Annotated in this window: 19 protein-coding genes; 11 read left to right on the top strand and 8 right to left on the bottom strand. The window is 66.6% G+C overall.

Annotated elements, in window-relative coordinates:
• Positions 1-13 precede the first annotated feature (13 nt).
• Entirely contained in the window at positions 14-1,417 is a 1,404-nt protein-coding gene (gene leuC, locus AC04PT_RS17865; RefSeq protein WP_482875140.1) for a 3-isopropylmalate dehydratase large subunit, read from the bottom strand.
• A 318-nt stretch (positions 1,418-1,735) separates the two neighbouring features.
• Between leuC and AC04PT_RS17860 the strand changes: the two genes are divergently transcribed.
• The 4 genes from AC04PT_RS17860 to pheT all read left to right on the top strand — a co-directional run bounded on the left by AC04PT_RS17860 (position 1,736) and on the right by pheT (position 6,691).
• Complete coding sequence (locus tag AC04PT_RS17860; RefSeq protein ID WP_482875139.1) at positions 1,736-3,091, top strand: mechanosensitive ion channel family protein; 1,356 nt, start codon at positions 1,736-1,738, stop codon at positions 3,089-3,091.
• Positions 3,092-3,267: 176 nt separating this feature from the next.
• Positions 3,268-3,609 (top strand): ribosome silencing factor, encoded by a 342-nt coding sequence (rsfS, locus tag AC04PT_RS17855; RefSeq protein WP_482875213.1) that lies wholly within the window; start codon positions 3,268-3,270, stop codon positions 3,607-3,609.
• 9 nt (positions 3,610-3,618) lie between these two features.
• Positions 3,619-4,089: a 23S rRNA (pseudouridine(1915)-N(3))-methyltransferase RlmH gene (gene rlmH, locus AC04PT_RS17850; protein WP_482875138.1), complete on the top strand. Its 471-nt coding sequence runs from the start codon at positions 3,619-3,621 to the stop codon at positions 4,087-4,089.
• A gap of 202 nt (positions 4,090-4,291) precedes the next feature.
• The gene (pheT, locus tag AC04PT_RS17845) at positions 4,292-6,691 is read left to right on the top strand and encodes a phenylalanine--tRNA ligase subunit beta (RefSeq protein WP_482875137.1); all 2,400 of its coding nucleotides are present in this window, start codon (positions 4,292-4,294) and stop codon (positions 6,689-6,691) included.
• Positions 6,692-6,846: 155 nt separating this feature from the next.
• On the opposite strand, the gene ald is transcribed toward pheT, so the two are convergent.
• A complete protein-coding gene (gene ald / locus AC04PT_RS17840; protein WP_482875136.1) occupies positions 6,847-7,968 on the bottom strand; it encodes an alanine dehydrogenase in 1,122 nt (373 codons plus the stop codon).
• A 141-nt stretch (positions 7,969-8,109) separates the two neighbouring features.
• Here ald and AC04PT_RS17835 point away from each other — a divergent pair, with 141 nt between their 5' ends.
• Positions 8,110-8,568: an Lrp/AsnC family transcriptional regulator gene (locus AC04PT_RS17835; protein ID WP_482875135.1), complete on the top strand. Its 459-nt coding sequence runs from the start codon at positions 8,110-8,112 to the stop codon at positions 8,566-8,568.
• Between the two features lie 141 nt (positions 8,569-8,709).
• Entirely contained in the window at positions 8,710-9,624 is a 915-nt protein-coding gene (gene ppk2, locus AC04PT_RS17830; protein ID WP_482875134.1) for a polyphosphate kinase 2, read from the top strand.
• A gap of 159 nt (positions 9,625-9,783) precedes the next feature.
• Here ppk2 and AC04PT_RS17825 read toward each other — a convergent pair whose 3' ends face one another.
• The 5 genes from AC04PT_RS17825 to AC04PT_RS17805 all read right to left on the bottom strand — a co-directional run bounded on the left by AC04PT_RS17825 (position 9,784) and on the right by AC04PT_RS17805 (position 16,729).
• The gene (locus AC04PT_RS17825) at positions 9,784-13,182 is read right to left on the bottom strand and encodes an efflux RND transporter permease subunit (RefSeq protein ID WP_482875133.1); all 3,399 of its coding nucleotides are present in this window, start codon (positions 13,180-13,182) and stop codon (positions 9,784-9,786) included.
• 99 nt (positions 13,183-13,281) lie between these two features.
• Positions 13,282-14,739 (bottom strand): efflux RND transporter periplasmic adaptor subunit, encoded by a 1,458-nt coding sequence (locus tag AC04PT_RS17820; protein WP_482875132.1) that lies wholly within the window; start codon positions 14,737-14,739, stop codon positions 13,282-13,284.
• A 93-nt stretch (positions 14,740-14,832) separates the two neighbouring features.
• A complete protein-coding gene (gene moaB, locus AC04PT_RS17815) occupies positions 14,833-15,375 on the bottom strand; it encodes a molybdenum cofactor biosynthesis protein B (protein WP_482875131.1) in 543 nt (180 codons plus the stop codon).
• Entirely contained in the window at positions 15,372-15,977 is a 606-nt protein-coding gene (locus AC04PT_RS17810) for a metallophosphoesterase family protein (RefSeq protein ID WP_482875130.1), read from the bottom strand. The genes moaB and AC04PT_RS17810 overlap by 4 nt, the downstream gene beginning before the upstream one ends.
• The gene (locus tag AC04PT_RS17805) at positions 15,974-16,729 is read right to left on the bottom strand and encodes a uracil-DNA glycosylase (protein ID WP_482875129.1); all 756 of its coding nucleotides are present in this window, start codon (positions 16,727-16,729) and stop codon (positions 15,974-15,976) included. Before AC04PT_RS17805 ends, AC04PT_RS17810 begins: the two co-directional genes overlap by 4 nt.
• A 153-nt stretch (positions 16,730-16,882) precedes the next feature.
• Here AC04PT_RS17805 and AC04PT_RS17800 point away from each other — a divergent pair, with 153 nt between their 5' ends.
• The 4 genes from AC04PT_RS17800 (at position 16,883) to plsY (ending at position 20,594) form a co-directional block, all read left to right on the top strand.
• Complete coding sequence (locus tag AC04PT_RS17800; RefSeq protein ID WP_482875128.1) at positions 16,883-17,830, top strand: aspartate carbamoyltransferase catalytic subunit; 948 nt, start codon at positions 16,883-16,885, stop codon at positions 17,828-17,830.
• On the top strand, positions 17,827-18,366 hold the full coding sequence (locus AC04PT_RS17795; protein ID WP_482875127.1) for a hypothetical protein: 540 nt from the start codon (positions 17,827-17,829) through the stop codon (positions 18,364-18,366). The genes AC04PT_RS17800 and AC04PT_RS17795 overlap by 4 nt, the downstream gene beginning before the upstream one ends.
• Positions 18,367-18,690: 324 nt before the next feature.
• Positions 18,691-19,986: a dihydroorotase gene (gene pyrC / locus AC04PT_RS17790; RefSeq protein WP_482875126.1), complete on the top strand. Its 1,296-nt coding sequence runs from the start codon at positions 18,691-18,693 to the stop codon at positions 19,984-19,986.
• A complete protein-coding gene (plsY, locus tag AC04PT_RS17785) occupies positions 19,986-20,594 on the top strand; it encodes a glycerol-3-phosphate 1-O-acyltransferase PlsY (RefSeq protein ID WP_482875125.1) in 609 nt (202 codons plus the stop codon). The genes pyrC and plsY overlap by 1 nt, the downstream gene beginning before the upstream one ends.
• A 99-nt stretch (positions 20,595-20,693) precedes the next feature.
• On the opposite strand, the gene AC04PT_RS17780 is transcribed toward plsY, so the two are convergent.
• A complete protein-coding gene (locus AC04PT_RS17780; RefSeq protein ID WP_482875124.1) occupies positions 20,694-22,058 on the bottom strand; it encodes a cytochrome P450 in 1,365 nt (454 codons plus the stop codon).
• Positions 22,059-22,176: 118 nt separating this feature from the next.
• On the opposite strand from AC04PT_RS17780, the gene AC04PT_RS17775 reads away from it, so the two are divergent.
• Positions 22,177-22,782, top strand: coding sequence for a hypothetical protein (locus tag AC04PT_RS17775; protein WP_482875123.1), 606 nt, complete (start codon positions 22,177-22,179; stop codon positions 22,780-22,782).
• Positions 22,783-22,870: the final 88 nt, after the last annotated feature.

Below are 22,870 nucleotides of genomic sequence, written 5' to 3'. Positions count from 1 at the left end.
ACGCCCCTGACCCTCACATCATCTCGCGCACATCGGTCAGGTGACCGGTGATCGCGGCGGCGGCGGCCATGCCGGGCGACACCAGGTGGGTGCGGCCCTTGTACCCCTGACGGCCCTCGAAGTTGCGGTTCGAGGTCGAGGCGCAACGCTCGCCTTCGCTAAGCTGGTCGGGGTTCATCGCCAGGCACATCGAACAGCCCGCCATGCGCCATTCGAAACCGGCCTCCTTGAAGATATCCGCCAGCCCCTCTTCCTCGGCCTGGGCCCGCACGAGGCCGGACCCGGGAACGACCATGGCGCGCATGCCTTCCTTGATCTTCTTGCCCTTCAGGATCTCGGCCGCGGCGCGCAAATCCTCGATCCGCCCGTTGGTGCAGGAGCCGATGAAGACCGTGTCGATCTCGATCTCGGTCAGCGGCTGGCCGGGCTTGAGGCCCATGTAGTCCAGCGCCCGCTTCGCCGCCTCGACCTTGCCGCCCTTGAAGTCTTCCGGGGAGGGCACCTTGCCGGTGATCGGCAGCACGTCCTCGGGCGAGGTGCCCCAGGTCACGACCGGGGCGATATCCTCGCCGCGGATCGTCACGACCTTGTCCCAGTGGGCGTCGTCGTCGGAATAGAGCGTCTTCCACCAGTTCAGCGCGGCTTCCCATTGCGCGCCCTTCGGCGCATGCGGCCGGCCCTTGATATAGGCGAAGGTGGTTTCGTCGGGCGCGATCAGACCGGCACGGGCCCCGCCTTCGATCGCCATGTTGCAGACCGTCATGCGGCCTTCCATCGAAAGGTCGCGGATCGCCTCTCCGCAGTACTCGATGACATAACCGGTGCCGCCGGCGGTGCCGGTCTCGCCGATCACGCTGAGGGTGATGTCCTTGGCGGTGACACCGGGGCGCAGCTTGCCGGTGATCTCGACCTTCATGTTCTTGCCCTTGCGCTGGATCAGCGTCTGGGTGGCCAGAACATGCTCGACCTCCGAGGTGCCGATGCCATGCGCCAGTGCGCCAAAGGCGCCGTGGGTGGCGGTGTGGCTGTCGCCGCAGACCACGGTCATGCCCGGCAGGGTCCAGCCCTGTTCCGGTCCTACGATGTGGACGATGCCCTGACGGACGTCGCTGACAGGGTAGTAGTGGACGCCGAAATCCTTGGCGTTCTTGTCAAGCGCCTCGACCTGGATGCGGCTTTCCTCGTTGTCGATACCGTTCACCCGGTCGGGCGTCGTGGGCACGTTGTGATCGGGCACCGCGATGGTCTTTTCGGGCGCGCGCACCTTGCGCCCGGCCATGCGCAGGCCCTCGAAGGCCTGCGGGCTGGTCACTTCGTGGACGAGGTGGCGGTCGATATAAAGCAGGCAGGTGCCGTCGTCGGCTTCATGCGCGACATGCGCATCCCAGATCTTGTCATAGAGCGTTTTGGGGGACATGGCTGGTCCTCTCCCGTTTGATTGTCAGAATGTCAGTGTGCGTCGCGGGGCGGATTGGCGTCAGGGCCGCTCATAGGCGGGCGAGCACCGTGTGGGTCGCGCCGAAGAACCGCTCGCGCAGGCGGGCACGGTCCTGGATATCCGTCAGCATATGCATGGGCTGCGACTTACAGGCTTGGTGAGAGTCGCGCAAGGGTTCCGGTATGCGGCTCGGACAATCGTGATGGGATGGAAAAGAGCCGCGCCGCCATGCCACGCGACGCTTGTCTGCTCCGCGAGAACCGTGCAAGCCTGTGCCGACACCGGTCAGGAGCGTGAATGGAGCCACAAGACGACGTCGCCGAAGGTCTCGACCTCGTTCAGCAGTTGCTGGTCAACCTCTGGACCATGGCGGAATTCTATATAGGCAGCCTGATGCGGCCCTGGAACGCCTACCAGATAGGTATCGCGCTGGCGCTTTTCGGGCTCGCCTGGGGCCTCGCGGTTCTGGCCCGCCCGCGGCTGCGCGCCTGGCTGCAAACCCGCGACGGCTGGCCGATGTGGCGCATCCGGTTCGTCCTGACCATCCAGAAACGGCTGCGGATGCTGTTCTACGTCGTGCTGCTGTGGATCACCGTCCTGATCATGCGCGAGGTGACATGGCCATCGCGCTCCTACCTGCTGTCGATAATCGCCAACCTCGCCACGGCCTGGGTGTTCGTGATCTTCGCGACCCGGCTGATAGACAACGCCTTGCTGCGCACCATCGTCCGTTGGGGCGCCTGGACCTGGGTCACGCTGTCGATCCTCAATCTTACCAGCCACACCCAGCGCGTGCTGGAAGGCGCGGCGGTGACGATCGGCGAGGCGCGCTTCTCGGCCTGGCTGCTGGTGCAGGCGCTGGTGATGCTGACCGTGACCATCGCGCTGGCGCGGTTCATCGCCAAGACCACCACGGACCGCATCCGCAAGAACGAGGATATCTCGCCCTCGATGCAGGTGCTGGCGGTCAAGTTCCTGCAGGTGGTGCTTTATGGCGCCGCCCTGTTCATCGGCCTCAACGCGGTGGGCGTCGACCTGACCGGTCTGGCCTTCCTGTCGGGCGCGATCGGCGTGGGGCTGGGCTTTGGTTTGCAAAAAGTGGTGTCGAACCTCGTCTCCGGCATCATCATTCTGCTCGACAAGTCGATCAAGCCGGGCGACGTGATCTCGCTGGGCGAAACCTTCGGCTGGATCAACGCGCTGGGCGCCCGCTATGTCAGCGTCGTCACCCGCGACGGCAAGGAATACCTGGTGCCGAACGAGGATCTGATCACCGGGCAGTTGGTGAACTGGTCGCATTCCTCGGATTTCGTGCGGCTCGATATCTTCTTCGGCACCTCCTACGACGACGACCCCCACAAGGTGCGCGCCCTGGCCATCGAAGCCGCCGCCGGCGTCACCCGCGTGCTGACCCACCCCAACAAGCCCGTGTGCCACATCGTCGGCTTCGGAGACAGCTCGGTCGACTATATCCTGCGCTTCTGGATCAAGGATCCCACCGCCGGGCTGACCAACATCCGCGGCAATGTCTACCTCGCGCTCTGGGACGCCTTTCAGGCCAACGACATCTCGATTCCGTTCCCGCAACGCGAGGTCCGCATGCTGGGGGATGCGGCAGATGGACCCCAAACCGGCGATATCCCGCAGCCGTGATCGGGTTTCATTGAAAAATCTCGAACAGATTGCTACCTTGGGTATAACCCGGCGCCGGGGTTCAGCGGCGTGAAACCAAGGAGGACATTGTCCTGACACCTACCATTGCAGCGGCAGACCCTGCCGTTCAAGCCGCGTCCCGCGCGGGCGCACATGCGGAAGTCTCCAGCGAAGAGCTGCTTTCGCTTATCCTCACTTCCCTTTCCGACAGCAAAGCCGAGGAAATCGTGCAGGTCGACCTGCGCGGCAAGACCGCCATGGGCGATTACATGGTGATCTGCCAGGGCCGGTCGTCGCGCCAGGTGGCGGCGATTTCGGAAAAGCTGGTGGATGTGCTCAAGGCGGATCTGGGCCGCTCGGCCAAGGTCGAAGGCAAGGATGCCGGCGACTGGGTGCTGATCGACACCGGCGACGTGATCGTGCATGTGTTCCGCCCCGAAGTGCGGGACTTCTATCAACTGGAGAAGATGTGGTTGCCTGCCGACGAAGCGGCCAAAAGGGCCACGCCCAGCAACTGATCCGGATAGATGCGCGTGCATATCTGCGCCGTGGGCCGCCTTCGGGCCGGCCCCGAGAAGGCGCTCATCGACGACTATACGACACGTTTCGACAGAACGGGCCGGGCCTTGGGGCTTGGCCCATTGTCGTTTGCCGAGGTCGAGGCGAAGAAGGCTGGCGGCATGGGCCCCGAGGCCGCCCTGCTGCGCAGGGCGGTGCCCGAGGGTGCCCTGCGCATCGCGCTCGATGAACGCGGCAAGGTGATGTCCTCGCCGGATTTCGCAAGCCTGCTGGCGCGCCACCGTGACGACGGCCGCCAGGACCTTGCCCTGATCATCGGCGGCGCCGATGGAATCGATCCGGCGCTGCGGGCCGAATGCGACGCGGCCCTGTCCTTCGGCAAGATGGTCTGGCCGCATATGCTTGTGCGGGTGATGCTGACCGAGCAGTTGTATCGCGCCGCCTCGATCTTGGCGGGCAGTCCCTATCACCGGGTGTGACGGCGATCCGCCGACGGCGGACCTTGGCGATTGTCACCGGACGTAATGACAGTGCCGCAGCCGAATCGATGCCCGGCTGAGGCCATCGCACCGCCGTTGCCCGTCACACGCCTGCGACACTCCACATCACCACCCCTTCCCCCTGCCCCCCCTTTCCGCTATCCCCGCAGCCGCAGACAATTCGGCACGGCGGAAGCACATCATGAAATTCACCCTGTCCTGGCTCAAGGATCACCTCGACACCACCGCGACGGTCGACGAGATCGCCTATGCGCTCACCGACCTCGGGCTCGAGGTCGAGGAAATCTCGAACCCCGCCGAACGTCTGAAGGACTTCACCATCGGCAAGGTCGTCAGCGCCGAGAAGCACCCCGACGCCGACAAGCTGCGGGTCTGCCAGGTGGCCACCGCCGATGGCGAGACCCAGATCATCTGCGGCGCCCCCAACGCCCGCGAAGGCATCACCGTCGTCATCGCCAGCCCCGGCACCTATGTGCCCGGCATCGACACCACCATCGGCGTCGGCAAGATCCGCGGCATCGAAAGCTACGGCATGATGTGCTCGGAACGCGAAATGGAGCTCTCCGAAGAGCACGACGGCATCATCGAGCTGCCCTCGGGCGAGGTTGGCCAAAGCTACACCGACTGGCTGGCCGAACATGACCCCGCCAAGGTCGACCCTGTTATCGAAATCGCCATCACCCCCAACCGCCCCGACGCGCTGGGCGTGCACGGCATCGCCCGCGACCTTGCCGCGCGCGGGCTGGGCAAGCTGAAACCGCTCGACCGCCACCATGTCGAAAGCCAGTTCCCCTGCCCCATCGCCGTCAGCATCGACGAGGACACCCGCGGCAGCGGCTGCCATGTCTTCGCCGGCCGGGTGATCCGCAATGTCGAGAACGGCCCTTCGCCGCAGTGGCTGCAGGACCGGCTGCGCGCCATCGGCCTGCGCCCGATCTCGCGGCTGGTGGACATCACCAACTTCTTCACCTTCGACCGTAACCGCCCGCTGCACGTCTTCGACGCCGACAAGGTGCAGGGCGGCCTTCGCATCCACCGCGCCCGAGCGGGCGAGACGCTGACCGGGCTGGACGAGAAGGATTACACCTTCGATGACGGCCACGTGGTGATCTCCGACGATACCGGTATCGAATCCATCGGCGGCATCATGGGCGGGCTGGCCACCGGCGTGACCGCCGAGACCACCAACGTCTTTCTCGAGGCCGCGGTCTGGGATCATATCCAGATCGCCATGACCGGCCGCGCGCTCAAGATCAACTCGGACGCACGCTACCGCAACGAACGCGGCATCGACCCGGCCTACAACATGCAGGCCATGGAGGACGCGGCACAGATGATCCTTGATCTCTGCGGCGGCGAGGCTTCGTCCATCGTGACCGCCGGCGAGGTGCCGAACGTGGCCCGCGCCTACGAACTGGACCCCCGGCGCCTGCAATCGCTGGTCGGCATGGAGATCCCCGAAAGCGACCAGCGCCAGATCCTGACCTCGCTGGGCTTCCGTCTGGAAGGCAACCTCGCACAGGTGCCCTCGTGGCGGCCCGACGTGATGGGCACCGCCGATCTGGTCGAGGAGGTCGCCCGCGTCGCCTCGCTCACCAAGCTGCCCGCGAAACCGCTCAATCGCCCGTCCGAAGGCGTCCCGCGCCCGATCCTGTCGCCGATGCAGAAGCGCGAGGCCGCGGCACGGCGCACCACGGCGGCGCTCGGCTACAACGAATGTGTGACCTACAGCTTCATCGACGAAGCCTCGGCGCAGCTGTTCGGCGGCGGCGAGGACACCACCCGGCTGGCCAACCCGATCTCGTCTGAAATGAGCCACATGCGTCCCGACCTGCTGCCGGGCCTCTTGCAAGCCGCCGCCCGCAACCAGGCGCGCGGCTTCATGGACCTTGCGTTGTTCGAGCTGGGTCACGTCTTTTCGGGCGGGGAACCGGGCGAGCAGCGCAACGAAGTGGCGGGCCTTCTGGTCGGCCGCACCGGGCCAAAGGACGTGCACGGCGCGTCGCGCCCGGTCGATGTCTTCGACGCCAAGGCCGATGCCGAGGCGGTGCTGGCCGCAATGGGCGCGCCGGCAAAGATGCAGCTGCGCCGCGACGGCGCCGGCTGGTGGCATCCGGGTCGGCACGGCGTGCTCTGCCTCGGGCCGAAAAAGGTGCTGGGCGTGTTTGGCGAAGTGCACCCCAAGGTGCTGCAAGCGATGGACGTGAAGGGCCCGGCGATGGCCTTCACCCTCTGGCCCGAGGAAATCCCGCTGCCCCGCAAGTCCGGCGCCACACGCTCGGCGCTGGAACTCAACGACCTTCAGGCTGTGGAGCGCGATTTCGCCTTCGTGGTGGATGCCGACGTGGCCGCGCTCGACGTGACCAACGCCGCGGGCGGCGCCGACAAGGCGCTGATCTCCGATGTGCGGGTGTTCGACGAATTCATCGGCGGCGCGCTGGGCGAGGGTAAGAAATCGCTCGCCATTACCGTGCGCCTGCAACCCTCGGACAAGACCCTCACCGAGAAGGACATCGAGGCGGTGTCGCAAAAGGTGGTCGAAAAGGTCGGCAAGGCGACGGGCGGCGTCCTGCGGGGCTGAGGCCCACGCAAGAAAACTTGCCTCTGTCACGAACCGCAGCCCCGGACCTGATCCGGGGCCTCCTGCCCAGCTTGCCCAAGAGGTCCCGGATCAGGTCCGGGACCACGTGGCGTTACCGGGCGACGGCCGCGATTGACCGTCGCCGCCCGAACGGCTCAAGCCGCCTTCACCAGCTCCCCGGCCGAGGTCACGTCAAGGCCCAGCGCCTCGCCCACGGCATCGTAGGTCAGCTTGCCCGCGTGCACGTTCAGACCGGCCAGCAGGTTCGGGTCATCCGCGCAGGCCTGTTTCCAGCCCTTGTCGGCCAGAGCCAGCATGAACGGCATGGTGGCGTTGCCCAGCGCGATGGTCGAGGTGCGCGCCACCGCGCCCGGCATGTTGGCCACGCAGTAGTGCATGATGCCGTCGACCTCGTAGACCGGATCGGCGTGGGTGGTGGCCTTCGAAGTCTCGAAACAGCCGCCCTGGTCGATCGCCACGTCCACCAGAGCCGCGCCGGGCTTCATCTCGGACAATTGCGCGCGGGAAATCAGCTTCGGCGCCGCCGCGCCGGGGATCAGCACCGCGCCGATCACCATGTCGGCCTCGCGTGCCAGTTCCGCGGTGTTGCCGGCGCTGGCGAACATCGTCTTGAAGGTGCCGCCGAAGACGTCATCCAGATAGCGCATCCGCGGCAGTGAACGGTCGAGCACGGTGACATCCGCGCCCATTCCAGCCGCCACCCGCGCGGCATGGGTGCCCACCACCCCGCCGCCGATCACCATCACCTTGGCCGGGCCGACGCCGGGCACGCCGCCCATCAGAACGCCGCGTCCTCCGTTGGCCTTCTGCAAGGTCCACGCGCCCATCTGCGGCGCAAGCTTGCCTGCCACCTCGGACATCGGCGCCAGAAGCGGCAGGCCGCCCTTGCCGTCGGTCACGGTCTCATAGGCGATCGCGGTGCAGCCGCTGTCCAGCAAGTCGCGGGTCTGCTCCAGGTCCGGCGCCAGGTGCAGGTAGGTGAACAGCAACTGGCCCTCGCGCAGCAACTTGCGTTCGCCCGCCTGCGGCTCCTTGACCTTCACGATCATGTCGGCCTCGGCAAAGACCTCCTCGGCGGCGCCGGCGATCTGGGCGCCCACCGCCTCGTAATCGGTATCCTCGAAGCCCGCGCCGGTGCCGGCGCCGCTCTGCACCACGACCGCGTGGCCATGGGCGATCGCCTCCTGCGCGGCGTTGGGCGTCAACCCGACGCGAAACTCCTGCGGCTTGATCTCGGTGGGGCATCCGATCTTCATGTCTGGTATCCTTCCTGTCAGCGTTTTGCCCAACATGAAGCGAAACGCGGCGCAGGTGTTTGACATTATTCCTTGGCCTCGTGGCCATCTTCGACGATTATTCGATAAAACCGGACCGTGAACGAAGAATCCACGCCATATATGCAACTTGACCCGACAGACCGCCGTATCCTGACCGTCCTGCAGAAGCATGGCCGGATGTCCAACGCCGACTTGTCCGAGCGTATCAACCTGTCGGCCTCGGCCTGCCACCGCCGCGTGCAGCGGCTCGAGGACGAAGGCTTCATCCGCAATTATGTCGCCATGCTCGATCCGCGCAAGCTGGGGCTGCCCTCGACCGTCTTCGTCGAGATCACCCTCTCGGGCCAGTCCGACGAACTGCTCGAGGCCTTCGAGACCGCGGTGCAGCGCATTCCCAATGTGCTGGAATGTCACCTGATGGCCGGCACCGCCGATTACATCATGAAGCTGGTGGTCGAGGACACCGACGATTTCGCCCGCATCCACCGGCAATACCTGACCCGCCTGCCCGGCGTCACCCGGATGCAATCAAGCTTTGCGCTGCGCACGGTGTTCAAGACAACCGCGCTTCCGGTCTGACCGTCAGCCGGACACCGCCGGGGTAGGGACATTGCCGCCGCGACAAGCGCCGATATAGCATGGGATGGCGGTCGTGCGGGCTGGGATGAAAGCGACGGTTGCACCGGACAGGCCGCACCATTGACGACGAAGGAGCACGGTATGAGCCAAGACGAAGACCACGGGCTGGACTGGCTGGAGGCCGAGCTTCAGGACAGTTTCGACGAGGACATCGAGATCGAGTTCTCCGAGCCGATGCTGACCCAGGAAATCCGCCGAATCTACGAACGCGAGCATCCCGACATGCTCGACCGGCGCACCTATTTCCGCAACCTGCTGCGGCTCCAGGCCGAGTTGATTAAGGTGCAGGACTGGGTGCAGCACACCGGCGCCAAGGTCTGCATCCTGATGGAAGGCCGCGACAGCGCCGGCAAGGGCGGCGTCATCAAGCGCATCGCCCAGCGCCTCGATCCCCGTGTCGCGCGGGTGGTGGCCCTGCCCGCGCCCAACCGGCGCGAACAATCGCAATGGTATTTCCAGCGCTACGTGCCGCACCTGCCGGCAGGGGGCGAGATCGTGCTGTTCGACCGGTCGTGGTACAACCGCGCCGGCGTCGAACGCGTGATGGGCTTTGCCACCGACGACCAGGTCGAACAGTTCTTCCAGGACGTGCCCGAGTTCGAGCGGATGCTGGTCCGCTCCGGCATCATCCTGCTGAAATACTGGTTCTCGATCACCGACCAGGAGCAGCAACTGCGCTTCCTGATGCGCATCCACGACCCGATGAAGCAGTGGAAGCTGTCGCCCATGGATCTGGAAAGCCGTATCCGCTGGGAGCAATACACCAAGGCCAAGGAAGAGATGTTCGCCCGCACCAACATTCCCGAGGCCAACTGGTACATCGTCGAGGGCAACGACAAGAAACGCGAGCGGCTGAACTGCATCGAGCATATCCTGACCAAGATCCCCTACGAGGACGTGCCGCACGAAAAGGTCACCCTGCCCGACCGCGTATACAACCCGAACTACGAACGGCAGGTGCTGCCGGATGAATTGTATGTGCCGAAGATCTATTAAGACCGGATAATATGGGGAAACTTTGCGTCAGAGTGCGAGCCGCGCATCGCCGGGCCGAGGTGCGGCGATGCGCGGCGGCCTGCGGCCGCTGTTAACGCGCTTGAAGCAATTGCGAACCGAGGCTTCCGACCGTCTGGACTTGCCTTCCGACCGCAGACCCTAAACCGCCCGCCTTCGCGCCACCGCCAATGACACCGCCGCAACCACATAGGCCACCGCCACCAGCACCGCCGCCCCCGCAAGGTAAAGCGCCAAGGCGGCCCCCATACCGGCTTCGTCCGGAAGCATCGGCACCATCGCCGCCACCGCCGCTGGCAACGCCCCCGTCACGGCCACCGCGCCCACCGTCACCGCCAGCCACGCGACCACCGCCAACGTCGCCACCACCAACAGACCGCGCACCCGGCCCGCGCGGAAGCGCCAGCCGCGCCGCAGGGTCTCGGTCATCCGGCCCATGTCCTTCTGGATCGCGATCAGCGCCGGCACCACCAGCAGCACCAGGAACATGCCGAAGCCTAGGCCATAGACCAGCGTGATCACCGTCGGCTTGAGGAACTGCGCCTGCGACGAACGCTCGAAAAGCAGCGGCGCAAGGCCCAGCACCGTCGTCGCCGTGGTCAGGAACACCGGCCTCAGCCGGTCCGCAGCGCCGTCGATGATCGACGGCACCAGACCGCGATCCTTCGCGTATTCGTCGATCGTCGACACCAGCACGATGGAATCATTGATGATTATCCCGGTCATGCCCAGCATTCCTACGACCGTGAACATGCTCAGCGGCACCTCCCAGTAGTGGTGGCCATAGATCGTGCCCACCAGCCCGAAGGGTATGATCGACATTACCACGAACGGCCGCGTCCAGCTGGCAAACACCCAGGACAGCACAAGGTAGATGCCCAAAAGCACGAGGATCAGCCCGGTGCGGGCATCGTCGAGGAATTCGTTCTCCTGCTCACTGAGCCCCGAAATCCGGTAGTCCACCTGCCGCTCCGCCGCGATCCGTGGCAGGATCTCGGCCTCCAGCACCGCCTGAATTTCCTCTGCTCGCGCCGGATCGTCCTCGGAAACATCCCCGGTGACCGAAATCAGCCGGATGCCGTTCTCGCGCCGCACGGTGGAAAAGCCGGTCCGCCGCGACACGCTGACGATATCCGCCAGCGGCACATAGGACCCCGAGGCCGCGCGCAACTGCGTCCGTTCAAGGAAATCCGCCGTCAGCTCGCCCTCCGGCAGCTCCACCCGGATCGCGGCGCTGCGCGGCCCGTCGGGATAGGTGGCGGCTTCGATACCGCCCAACCGGTGGCGCAGCACTCTGCCTAGGCCGTCTATGGTGAAGCCCAGCGCCTGCCCCTGCGGCGTCAGTTCAAGGATCAGCTCTTCCTTGTCATAGGCGAGGTTGTCCTCGACCGCCGAGACCTCGGGAAAGCGCTCCAGCGCGGCCTTCAGATCTTCCGACGCGCTCTTCAGCACATCGGAGGACGCGCCATAGAATTGCACGTCCAGCGCATCGCCGCCCGGCCCCGACCGCCAGCCCCGGAACGAGACCGTCTCCAGCATCGGGTGCCGCCCCACGGCCTCCTGCAGATCGGCCACGAACTGGAACGAGGAATAGGGCCGCAGGTCGGGCTCGATCAACTCGATCGAGATCGCGCCCAACTGGAAGCTTTCCTTGGTGTCGGTGCCGGCCAGCCCGCGCCCGGCATTGCCGCCGATCTCGGCGATCACGTAGTCCAGCGGGTTCAGCCCGTGCTCGGCCTCGTACTCGGCCCCCAGCGCCTCGGTGGCGCGCTGCATCTCGCGCATCATCTCCAGCGTGTCGGCCCGGGTGGCACCGGGCACCATGGCGAAATTGCCGGTCACCGATGCCCGTTCGGGCGCGTTGAAGAACCGCCACTGCACCTCGCCGCCGATGAACAGCGCCACCTGCGAGGCCAGCAGCACCACGGCCCCCGCCACCACCGCATAGCGCGCCCGGACCACCAGCATCATCACCCGGCGGAAGATCACCTCGCGCACCCAGCGGAAGCCCCGGTTCACCACCCGCGACGGCATGTCGTACCAATGCTCGCGGCTCTGATGGGTCAGCGCATGGGCCATGTGGTTGGGCAGGATCAGAAAGCATTCCACCAGCGAGGCCAGCAGAACCACGATCACCGTGAACGGAATGTCCGAAATCAGGTCGCCGAACCGCCCCGAGATCACCACCAGCCCGAAAAAGGCGATCACCGTGGTCAGCGTCGAGGCAAAGACCGGCATCGCCATCCGCCGTGCCGCGTTCTCGGCGGCATGGACCGGCGCCTCGCCCAGCCGGCGATAGCGGAAATCGGCGTGTTCGCCCACCACGATGGCATCGTCCACCACGATCCCCAGCGTGATGATCAGCGCAAACAGCGAAATCATGTTGAGCGTCAGCCCGGCAAGGAACATCAGCGCGATGGTCGCCGCCATCGCCACCGGAATGCCCGCCGCCACCCAAAAGGCGGTGCGCGCATTGAGAAAGAGAAACAGCAGCAGCAGGACCAGCCCAAGCCCCATCGAGCCGTTGTCGAGCAGGATGTTCAGCCGCCCGGTGATCGCCTCGGCGCGGGTGCGGATCAGGTCGACCCTTGTGCCCTCCGGCAGCGTCGCCTGCAACGCCTCTGCCACCTGCTCGACGCTTTCCTGGATACCGATGGCGTCGCCCTGGTTGGACCGGTCCACTCTGACCGAGATCGCCGGGTTCTCGCCCACGAAATAGCTGCGGTCGCGGTCGATGCCCTCGACCCGGACGGTCGCCACGTCGCCCACCGTCAGCTTCGAGCCATCGTCGTTCGAACGCAGCACGATGGCCTCGATCTGGTCCGCCGAGCGTTTCTCGACCCCGGTCCTGACCCGCGTGTTCGCGCCCGTGACGTCACCCGCCGGATCGGCATCGACCTCCGAGCCGATGGCAGAGGCGATCTGTTGCATGGTCACGTCGTGCCGGATCAGCGCAACCGAGGGCACCTCGACGATGGTCTGCGGCGCCGCGACGCCCCGGACCGTGGTGCGCGTCACGCCTTCGGCGAACAGCCGCACCACCAGTTCGTCGGCAAAGCGCGCCAGTTGATCGACGCCCACCGGGCCGGTAATCACCACGTCGGTCACCCGGTCGCGCCAGCCGCCGCGCCGCACCTGAGGATCGTCGGCCTCCTCCGGCAGGTTCGAAATCGCGTCCACCGCTGCCTGCACGTCGTCGGCGGCGCGCGCCATGTCCCATCCCGGTTCGAACTCAAGCCCGATGTTGGCGCGGCCCTCGCGGCTGGTCGAGCTTGCGCTCTCCACGCCCTCCACCGCCAGAAGCGCCGGTTCGAGGATCTGCACGATGGCGGCATCCACGTCCTCGGCCCCGGCCCCGTCCCACGCGACCGAGACGTCGACCTCGTCGATGATGACATCGGGAAAGAACTGCGCCCGCATGTTGGGCGCCGCCAGAAGACCTGCGGCGACGAGGATCACCAGGAGCAGGTTGGCCAGCGTGCGGTGACGGGTGAAGTACGACAGGATGCCGCCCGGCCCAGGCGCGATGTCGCGGGTCATGTCCACCCCTCCAACGCCTGCAGGGCCACACTGCATCCCCCGACTGGACCGCACAGCGCGCATGCGCGCTCGGAGGCTGATGTCGCGTGCAGCATCACCCTACCCCCCCATCCGCGCTTCGATCCTTGCGACCACCTCCGCCGGCACCTTGTCCTCTTCCAACTGCGCCAGTATCCGCGCCTTGGCCTCCTCCGGCATCCGCTGACTGGCCTCCACGAAGGCCCGGATCTTCGCCTTCCGCTCTGCCGACAACTCCAGCATCTCCGGCTCTGCCGGACCTTCCGCCGCATCCGGCCGCAAGGGGCGCACCTTGATCCCGGCGCCCAGCAAGGGCGTCCGCTCCGCCACCACGTCGCGCCCGGCCAGCCCCGGTGCGCGCACCAGCACATCGTCGCCCTGCCGCCGCAGAAGCTCGACGGCGACCTCCTCCAGCCGGTCGTCCTCGCCCAGCACCAGCACCTCATCCGCCGCATCCAGCGCCGAGGATGGCAGCCGCACGATCCGCTCCAGCTCAGGCTCGTCGATCTCGACGGTGACAAAGTCGCCGGGCTTCAGCCCCTTGGCATCATCCAGACGCGCGAACAGCAGCCGGCCGGTCTGGCCCTCGCCCACGGCAGCGGAATCGCGGACCAGAACGCCCTGGCTCTCCAGCCCGGTGCCGAAAACATCCAGCGTCACCGTCACCGGCGCCTGCGTCAGCCCGCCGTCGTCACGCAACAGCCGCGCGTATTGCGCCGTCGACACCCGGAACGACACCTCCAGAGCCTCGGGATCGACAAGCCGCGCCAGTTGCTCGTTGTTCGACACCAGCCGCCCCAAGGTCGCGTTCACATCGGACAGCATGCCCGGGAACCGCGCCGTGATCCGTGTGTCGTCCAGCCGTCGCTGCGCCTCGGCCAGAGCGATCCGCGCGCGTTCCAGCGCCGTCGCCGCCTGGCTCACCCGGCTTTCCGCCTGCGCCAGCGCCTGCCGGCGCGTCAGCACCGCCGCCCGCGCCGAGGATGCCGCCAGTTCCGCCGTCTCGACGCTGGCCGCCGTGCCGACCCCGCGCCGCTGCAGATCCTCGGCCCGCACGAAGGCACTTTCGCGCAGGTCCGCCTGCTCCTGCGCCGCCGCCAGTTCGTCCTGCGCCAGCACCACGGCGGCCTCGGCCTCGGTCTGCTCGGCCTCGGCGTCCAGAATATCGGATTGCACCCGGCTCAACGCCAGCTCGGCATCGCCGGGGTCGATCTGCACCAGCAGCTGGCCTTCCTCGACCCGGCCGCCTTCCTCGAAACCCTCGGCCAGTTCGACGATCTGCCCGGCGGTGGCGGCGCGCACCTCAAGCTCACGGCGGCTTTGCACCTCGCCAAAGGCGGTCAGCACCGGCACCACGGTCGCGGCCTCGGCCCGAACCACGTTGACCGCGAACACCCGCTCGCGCGCCTGCGGCACCCGGCGTTCCTGCGTCATCCGCGTCTCGACCGCATCGCGCACCAGCGATCCGGCATAGACCAGAAGGCCCAGCGTCACCGCAAGCAGGAACAACCCCATGAGACTTTGGCGAAGGAACCGCATCAAGGACAGCCTTTTGACGTTCAGAAACAACAGCTTGACCGCGCGCAGACAAGACCCTGCCGCGACCCGACCTTCATGATACGCAAGTATCGGTTATTTCCGGCGCTGATGCTCGTCCAAACGGGGCATTATCTCAACAAAGTTACAGGGCCGGTGGCGATAGTCGAGTTGCTTGCACAGGATTTCGTCCCAGGCGTCGCGGCAGGCGCCGGGACTGCCGGGCAGCGCGAAAAGGTACGTCCCCTGCGCCACGCCCCCGGTGGCGCGGGACTGGACGGCGGAGGTGCCGATCTTGGCCATCGAGACATGGGTGAAGACCGTGCCGAAGGCGTCGATCTCCTTTTCATAGACGTCGCGATGCGCCTCGACCGTCACGTCGCGCCCGGTCAAACCGGTGCCGCCGGTCGAGATCACCACGTCGATGCCCGGATCGGCGCACCAGTCGCGCAACTGCGCCGCGATCCGGTCGCGCTCGTCCGGCAGGATGGCACGGGCGGCCAGCAGGTGACCCGCTTCCTCGAGCCGCGCCACCAGCGTATCGCCCGAGCGGTCGTCGGCAGCCTGCCGCGTGTCGCTGACCGTCAGCACGGCGATGCGCACCGGGATGAAGTCGCGGCTGTCGTCGATCCGGCTCATGCGCCCCACCCCACGTCGAACCAGTTCGGGGTCGGCCCAAGGTTGACCACCTCGGTCTCTCCGATACGCCCGCGCTGGCCCCAGCTGTCATGAATATGCCCGCAAAGCGCCAATCCCGGCTGGATCCGCTTGATCGCCTCGCGGATCGCGATCGAGCCGACGGAGTCGCCCCGGCTGGTCACATCCGCCACACCCTTGGGCGGCGCGTGTGTCACCAGCACGTTCACCCCGTTACACTCGGCAAGCATGGCCTCGGCCTCTTCTTCGCTCAGGTCGCAGGACCACGCGCCGAAGGGTGTCACCGGCACCCCATAGCCCAGCCCGAACAGCCGCAGACCGGCGATGTCGCAGCCCTCGCCATGCAGCACCGTGACATGCTCGGGCACCACGGCGCGCAATTCGTCGGCGCTCTCGGCATTGCCGGGCACCACGACGAAGGGCACTTCGATACCCTCGAGCAGCTTCCACGCCTCGGCCAGCCCGCGCCGCATGTTGCAGAAATCGCCCGCGCCCACCACAAGGTCCGCGTCCTTGCTGGCGGCGACGATATCGCCGGCGGCCTCGGCATCGGCATGCAGGTCAGAAAATGCCAACAGTCTCATGCAAGGCCCTCCAGCCGTGCTTTCAGGCTGAGCAGATCGGCCCATGCCTCGCGTTTCAGGTGCGGCTGCCGCAGCAGGTAGGCCGGGTGGAACATCGGCAGCGCCGGCTTGCCGTAGGCCTCGGTCCAATGGCCGCGCAGCCGGGTGATGCCGCGTTTGCCCAGTCCCGCGTCGCATGAAATATTGCCCACCAGCACCAGCACCTCCGGTTTCGCCAGCGCCACGTGCCGCGCCACGAAGGGCCGCATCATGGCGATTTCCTCGGCGGTGGGGTCGCGGTTCTGCGGCGGCCGCCAGGGCAGCACATTGGTGATATAGACGTTCTCGTCACGCGTCAGACCGATGGCCGAAAGCATCCGGTCGAGCAGTTGTCCGGCCCGCCCAACGAAGGGTCGCCCGGCGCGGTCCTCTTCGCGTCCCGGCGCTTCGCCCACGATCATCACCCGCGCCCCCGGCACCCCGTCCGAAAACACCGGATTGCGCGCCCCGCGTTTCAGATCGCAATGCGCAAAGCCTGCCAGTGCCGCCTTCAGCGCCGCCAGGTCCGGCGCGCCGCCCGCAAGCCGCGTGGCGTCTTCCACCGGGTCCACGGCAGCCTGCACCACCGGCCCCGCCTGCGCAGGCGCCTTCACCTTCACCGGCTCCGGCGCGGCATAGCGGTCCACCGGCGCCTCGCCGATACAGTCGAGCACCCCGGCCTCGATCTGCCATTCCAGTGCCGCGCGCAGGGCGATATGTTCGTGATACTCCATCGCAGCGGACCATAGCCGCGCCCGGCGCAAAGGGAAATGTCCCCCGGTCCTTCTCCTCCGAAAATACGCATATCCCGACGCTTGCCCCACGCGCGCCCATTGAACGCCCCCGCGCCCCCGCCTATAACCGCCCCGACCCGGACAGGAGCAGGCATGACCTTCACCCAAGCCCACCTTCTCGGCATCGAGCCGCTGCACCCGTCCGAGATCACAACCTTGCTGGATCTGGCCGACGATTACGTCCGCATGAACCGCGCCAAGCAGCACGGCGACGCGCTGGCCGGGCGCACCCAGATCAACATGTTCTTCGAAAACTCGACCCGCACGCAGGCCAGCTTCGAACTGGCCGGGCAACGCCTCGGTGCCGACGTGATGAACATGTCGATGCAGGCCAGCTCGATCAAGAAGGGCGAGACTCTGATCGACACCGCCCTGACGCTGAACGCCATGCATCCCGATCTGCTGGTGGTGCGCCATCCGCACTCCGGCGCGGTGGATCTGCTGGCGCAGAAGGTCAATTGCGCGGTGTTGAACGCCGGCGACGGGCGGCACGAACACCCCACGCAGGCGCTGCTGGATGCGCTGACCATTCGCCGCGCCAAGGGCCGGTTGCACCGGCTCAACATCGCGATCTGCGGCGACATCGCGCATTCCCGCGTGGCCCGGTCGAACATCCTGCTGCTCGGCAAGATGGAAAACCGGGTGCGGCTGGTGGGGCCGCCGACGCTCTTGCCCGCCGGCATCGGCGACTTCGGGGTCGAGGTCTATGACGACATGCGCGAGGGGCTGCGCGACGTCGACGTCGTGATGATGCTGCGCCTGCAACGCGAACGCATGGACGGCGGGTTCATCCCGTCCGAGCGCGAATACTATCACCGCTTCGGGCTGGACGCCGAAAAGCTTTCCCATGCCAAGCCGGACGCTATTGTCATGCACCCCGGCCCGATGAACCGCGGCGTCGAGATCGACGGCGAGATCGCCGACGACATCAATCGCTCGGTGATCCAGGAACAGGTCGAAATGGGCGTGGCCGTGCGCATGGCGGCAATGGACCTGCTGGTCCGCAACAGGGCGAGCGACCCCAAGGAGAGGATGGCATGAGCGACAGACTGGAGATCCCCGCAGGCGAGCACGGGCTGGTGCGCGTCTTCACCATCGACCTCGAACTTCACGAGGCCGAGGCGCTGATGGAGCATGACGCCGCCGGGCTGAAACAGATGACTGGCGCCACCGCGCTGGATGCCGACCACATCGACCTGTTCGACCTGAACGATCTGGGCGGCATGCCGCTGGCCGATTACCTGTCCGATGGCCACGGCATCCCGCAGGAAGAGATGGCCCCGCATCGCGCTCAGCTGGACCGGGTGAAGGGCCGGGTGATCGTGATGCGCTCGTCCGCCTTCGAGGGGCTGGGACAATCGCTCAAGGTGACGCGTCCGCTGCGCTGGCTGGCGACCTTCGGCGAAGCCAAGGACGAAGTGCCGCTGGAAAAACCCCGCAGCGAGGCAGCCACCCCTGCGGCCGCATCCCCGTCGGCTGCCGTCGTGCCGCCGTCCGGGTCGGGTCCGAAACCGGGGCTGATCATCGGTCTGGTGGTGCTGGGGCTCGCGCTGGCGCTGCTGCTGGTGCTGCTCTGATGCAGGAACCGAAAGACCCCCGGATGTCCGGTCGCGTGGCCACGGTGGCCTTGCTGGTGCTGTTTGCGCTGGTGGGCGTGATGGTCTGGGTGGCGGGATGACCAATTCCACCTGCTCGCTCCTGATCGCTCCGGGCGCCTCGCATGCAATCCGGCGCGCAGGCGCTCTGCCCGACCTCCCCCCCGGGAGGGCAGACTCCAACAGAGGTCACGCGCGCAACCTTCGGGGTTTCTTCAAATCAGATGCCCGACCAGGCCGAAAGGCCCTCCCGAGGTCGGGCAGACCGCATGCGCGCCTCACGTCAGCGATACAGGCGACCCAGCCATGACCCTCCTGCTCACCAACGCCCGCCTGATCGACCCCGAGGCCGGGACCGACACCCATGGCCACCTCCTCATCGAGGGCGGAAAAGTTACCGAAGTCTTAACACAAGATACTGATATCGTTGACAGGTTTCGCACGCGAAACCCCGAGACCCTCGACTGCCAGGGCAAATGCCTCGCCCCCGGCATCGTCGATATCGGCGTCAAGGTCTGCGAGCCGGGCGAGCGCCACAAGGAAAGCTATGCCTCCGCCGGCCGTGCCGCGGCTGCCGGCGGCGTGACCACCATCGTCACCCGTCCCGACACCACGCCCGCCATCGACAGCCCCGAAACGCTGGAGTTCGTCGCCCGCCGCGCGCAGTCCGACGCCGCCGTCAACGTCCTCCACATGGCCGCCCTCACCAAGGGCCGGCAGGGCCGCGAGATGACCGAGATCGGCTTCCTGCTCGACGCCGGCGCCGTGGCCTTTTCCGACTGCGACAGCGTGATCACTAACACCAAGGTGCTGTCGCGCGCGCTGACCTATGCGCGGTCGCTGGGCGCGCTGGTCATGCTGCATCCGCAGGAACCGGTGCTATCGGACGGTGCCGTTGCGACCTCGGGCAAGTTCGCATCGCTGCGCGGCCTGCCCGCCGTGTCGCCCATGGCCGAGCGCATGGGACTGGACCGCGATATCGCGCTGGTCGAGATGACCGGCGCGCGGGTCCACTTCGACCAGATCACCACCGCCCGCGCCCTGCCCGCGCTTTCGCGTGCGAAACGCAACGGGCTGGACGTGTCCGCCGGGATCGGCGTCCACCACCTGACACTGAACGAGATGGACCTCGCCGATTACCGCACCTTCTTCAAGCTGAAGCCGCCGCTCCGCTCCGAGGACGACCGGCAGGCGGTGATCGAAGCCCTCCGCGACGGACTGATCGACGTGATCTCGTCCATGCACACGCCGCAGGACGAGGAAAGCAAGCGCCTGCCCTTCGAAGAGGCCGCCTCGGGCGCGGTGGCGCTGGAGACGCTACTCCCGGCGGCGTTAAGACTTTATCACTCGGGCGAGCTGACCCTGCCGCAACTCTTCCGCGCGCTCAGCCTAAACCCGGCGAAACGCCTCGGCCTAGACGCAGGCAGGTTGGCGCCCGGTGCCCCGGCCGACCTCGTGTTGTTCGATCCCAACACGCCCTTCGTGCTGGACCGCGCGAAGCTGCAATCGAAATCGAAGAACACCCCTTACGACGGCGCGAGGATGCAGGGACGCGTGCTGGCCACGTTCCGCGCCGGGCAACGCATTTTCGGAGACGCCTGATGCCACTCTCGGAAACCGCCGTTCCGATCCTGCTGCTCTGGGGGCTGTTCGGCTACCTGCTGGGGTCGATCCCCTTCGGCATCGTCATCACCCGGATGCTGGGGTTGGGCGACCTCCGCCAGATCGGCTCGGGCAATATAGGCGCGACCAACGTGCTGCGCACTGGCCACAAGACGGCGGCGCTGGCGACGCTGGTGCTGGACAGCTTCAAGGGCGCCATCGCAGTCATCATCGTCCGCGCCATGACAGCCGAAGACGCCGCGCAGATCGCGGGGCTCTGTGCCTTCCTCGGCCATTGCTACCCGGTCTGGCTGCGCTTCAAGGGCGGCAAGGGGGTGGCCACCTTCCTCGGGCTGCTGCTGGGGCTGGCCTTCCCCATGGGCCTTGCCGCCTGCGCCACATGGGTGGTGTTCGCGGCGATCACCCGCATCTCATCGGCCGCCGCGCTGATGACCGCGGCGCTGACGCCCTTGCTATCGTGGCTGCTGGGCTATCCGTCGCTGATGCTGCTCTGCTTCGTGCTGGCAGTGATCCTCTGGGCGCGCCACCATCAGAACATCGCGCGGATCGTGAAGGGGCAAGAGCCGCGGATTGGCAAGAAGGGCTAGCGGAAGAATGCCGTCGGACGCCGCCACGCCGTAGGCCGGGCTTCAGCCCGGCATGTGCGACGCCGAGCTGAAGCCCGGCCTACGGGTCAACCTCCCCGCTCACACAGGCTCCGCCTCCAGCCACACCCCGCCGTCGGGCCGCAGCGTGATGATCATCACCGGCTCCGGATCGCGCCCCTTGACCTGAGAGAACCGGAACCGCGACAGCAGCGTGGCGAGTATGATCACCGCTTCCTGAATGGCAAAGCTGGCGCCGATGCAAATGCGTGGCCCGTCGCCGAACGGCAGATAGGCATAGCGCGGCACCGCCTTGCGGTCGGCGAAGCGTTCGGGACGGAAAGCATCGGGATCGTCCCAGAGCAGCGCATTGCGGTGCAGCGCGTAGATCGGCACCATCACCGTGTCACCCGGGCGGATCTCGCGGTCGCAGAGCGTGTCGGCCTTCTGCGCGGTGCGCGAGATGATCCCGGCGGGCGGATAGAGCCGCATCGTCTCGTCGATGATCTGGCGTATGAAGGGCAGCTGCGCCACGTCCTCGCCACCGGCCGCCTCGCCCTGCAACACGCCCTGCGCCTCGGCTCGCGCGCGGTCCTGCACGTCCTGATCGAAGGCACAGAGGTAGAGCGCCCAGGACAGCGCCAGCGCCGTGGTCTCGTGGCCCGCGACGATGAAGGTCAGCAGGTTGTCGCGCAGCTCCGCCACCGACATCTTGCGCCCGGTCTCCGGGTCCTCGCCCGCCAGAAGCAGGTCGAGCAGGTCCGGCACGCCCTCATGGGCCCGTTCTGCCCGCGCGTCGATGGCCCGGTCGGCCACCTGCTTCATCTGCCTGACCGCCCGGCCCGAGAACATCCGCCCCGGACGCGGCACCCAGTCGGGCATCCCCAGCATGTCGAAGAGCGAGACCTTGCCGGCCTCGGAGATGTAATCGTCAATCGCGCGGTGAACCCCCTGCCGGTCGAACACGCTGTCGCCGGAAAAGGTCACGTCCGAGATCACGTCGAAGGTGGTGGTCACCATCTCGTCGTAAAGGTTGACCGCCCGGCCCGGCTGGCCTGCGATCCGGTCGCATGCGCGCAACGCCGCCTCCGACATGATCGGCGCGAGGTTCATCACGTTGCGGTGCGAAAACACCGGCGCGGCGGTGCGCCGCTGCCAGCGCCAATGCGCACCTTCGGCGATGAACAGCGATTCGCCGATGGCGGGGCGCAGCAGGTTCTTGGTGACCAGCGACTTGGGGTAATCGTCCAGCCGCTCCAGCAGCATGGCGCGGATTGCATCGGGGTCCATCACCATGTGCCAGCGCACCCCGGTCTTGCCCGAGACCATGGGCTGCGTCGTCGCGATCTTCGGGATGATGGTCAGCAGGTTGCGCCGCGCCGCCGAAAGCGAGGCCAGAAGACCCAGCGGCCGCGTCCCCAGGGGCACGTGGACCGGCAGCCGCGGAGGCAGTGTGGTGTCTGGCATGGGTGCGCTCCTTCTGCCACAGGATATAGGGTGCGCCCGGCGCAGCGCAATTGCGCCACCCGGAGCGGTAGGATAGGTAGGACCAGCCTCATCGCCCAGACCGAAGGAATTGTGCCCCATGCGCGCCTTGCTTGCCCTCCTCGCCCTTGTCACGCTGGTTTCCTGCGGCACCGGGCGCGATCTGAACGAGCCGCCGGCGGACCTTGGCGATTTCAAGCTGGGCCATTCTATCGTGATCGCGCCGAACCTGGTCAAGGCGCCGCTGTCGCGCGAAGCCACGGCCGAGCAATGGACCGAGGCGATGGACAAGGCGGTCGAGGCCCGCTTCCGCCGCTATGAGGGTGAGGGCAAGAAGCTCTATCACTTCGGCATCTCTGTCGAAGGATACCTGCTGGCGCCTCCCGGCGTGCCGCTGGTGGTGAACCCGAAGTCGATCCTGATCTTCCGCATCACCGTCTGGGACGACGAAAAAGGCATCAAGCTGAACGAGGAACCGCACGAGATCACGGTGATCGAGCCGGTCACGCCCGAGACCTTCGCCGGCTCCGGACTGACCCAGAACGCGGACCAGCAGCTCGACAACCTTGTGACCAAGGCGTCGAAGCGGATCGAGATCTGGCTGGATGTGCAGATGCAGCGCCACGACTGGTTCGGGCCGAATGCGCGGGTCGAAAAGGCCGCCGAAGGCAAGAAGGCGAACGCGGCGGCCAAACCGGTCAACTGACGCTTGATTTTCCTGCCCAAAGTCAATATCTCGCCCGCGATGTGAAACGGGCCAATTCCGGCCCCCCAAAGCACGAGGCGCCAGAAGA

It is taken from the genome of Litorisediminivivens sp. KMU-197 (assembly GCF_056858395.1).
Note: the sequence above shows the minus strand (reverse complement) of the source record. Positions and strands in the feature narration are given on the sequence as shown.

Bases quoted from the DNA above. Each gene is read 5' to 3' on its own strand.
- pyrC (WP_482875126.1), top strand. From the start codon at position 18,691: ATGACCCTCCTGCTCACCAACGCCCGCCTGATCGACCCCGAGGCCGGG.
- AC04PT_RS17835 (WP_482875135.1), top strand. From the start codon at position 8,110: ATGCAACTTGACCCGACAGACCGCCGTATCCTGACCGTCCTGCAGAAG.
- rlmH (WP_482875138.1), top strand. From the start codon at position 3,619: ATGCGCGTGCATATCTGCGCCGTGGGCCGCCTTCGGGCCGGCCCCGAG.
- AC04PT_RS17860 (WP_482875139.1), top strand. From the start codon at position 1,736: ATGGAGCCACAAGACGACGTCGCCGAAGGTCTCGACCTCGTTCAGCAG.
- AC04PT_RS17775 (WP_482875123.1), top strand. From the start codon at position 22,177: ATGCGCGCCTTGCTTGCCCTCCTCGCCCTTGTCACGCTGGTTTCCTGC.
- AC04PT_RS17805 (WP_482875129.1), bottom strand. From the start codon at position 16,729: ATGGAGTATCACGAACATATCGCCCTGCGCGCGGCACTGGAATGGCAG.
- leuC (WP_482875140.1), bottom strand. From the start codon at position 1,417: ATGTCCCCCAAAACGCTCTATGACAAGATCTGGGATGCGCATGTCGCG.
- pheT (WP_482875137.1), top strand. From the start codon at position 4,292: ATGAAATTCACCCTGTCCTGGCTCAAGGATCACCTCGACACCACCGCG.
- moaB (WP_482875131.1), bottom strand. From the start codon at position 15,375: ATGAGCCGGATCGACGACAGCCGCGACTTCATCCCGGTGCGCATCGCC.
- AC04PT_RS17825 (WP_482875133.1), bottom strand. From the start codon at position 13,182: ATGACCCGCGACATCGCGCCTGGGCCGGGCGGCATCCTGTCGTACTTC.
- AC04PT_RS17800 (WP_482875128.1), top strand. From the start codon at position 16,883: ATGACCTTCACCCAAGCCCACCTTCTCGGCATCGAGCCGCTGCACCCG.
- AC04PT_RS17780 (WP_482875124.1), bottom strand. From the start codon at position 22,058: ATGCCAGACACCACACTGCCTCCGCGGCTGCCGGTCCACGTGCCCCTG.
- ppk2 (WP_482875134.1), top strand. From the start codon at position 8,710: ATGAGCCAAGACGAAGACCACGGGCTGGACTGGCTGGAGGCCGAGCTT.
- AC04PT_RS17810 (WP_482875130.1), bottom strand. From the start codon at position 15,977: ATGAGACTGTTGGCATTTTCTGACCTGCATGCCGATGCCGAGGCCGCC.
- AC04PT_RS17795 (WP_482875127.1), top strand. From the start codon at position 17,827: ATGAGCGACAGACTGGAGATCCCCGCAGGCGAGCACGGGCTGGTGCGC.
- ald (WP_482875136.1), bottom strand. From the start codon at position 7,968: ATGAAGATCGGATGCCCCACCGAGATCAAGCCGCAGGAGTTTCGCGTC.
- AC04PT_RS17820 (WP_482875132.1), bottom strand. From the start codon at position 14,739: ATGCGGTTCCTTCGCCAAAGTCTCATGGGGTTGTTCCTGCTTGCGGTG.
- plsY (WP_482875125.1), top strand. From the start codon at position 19,986: ATGCCACTCTCGGAAACCGCCGTTCCGATCCTGCTGCTCTGGGGGCTG.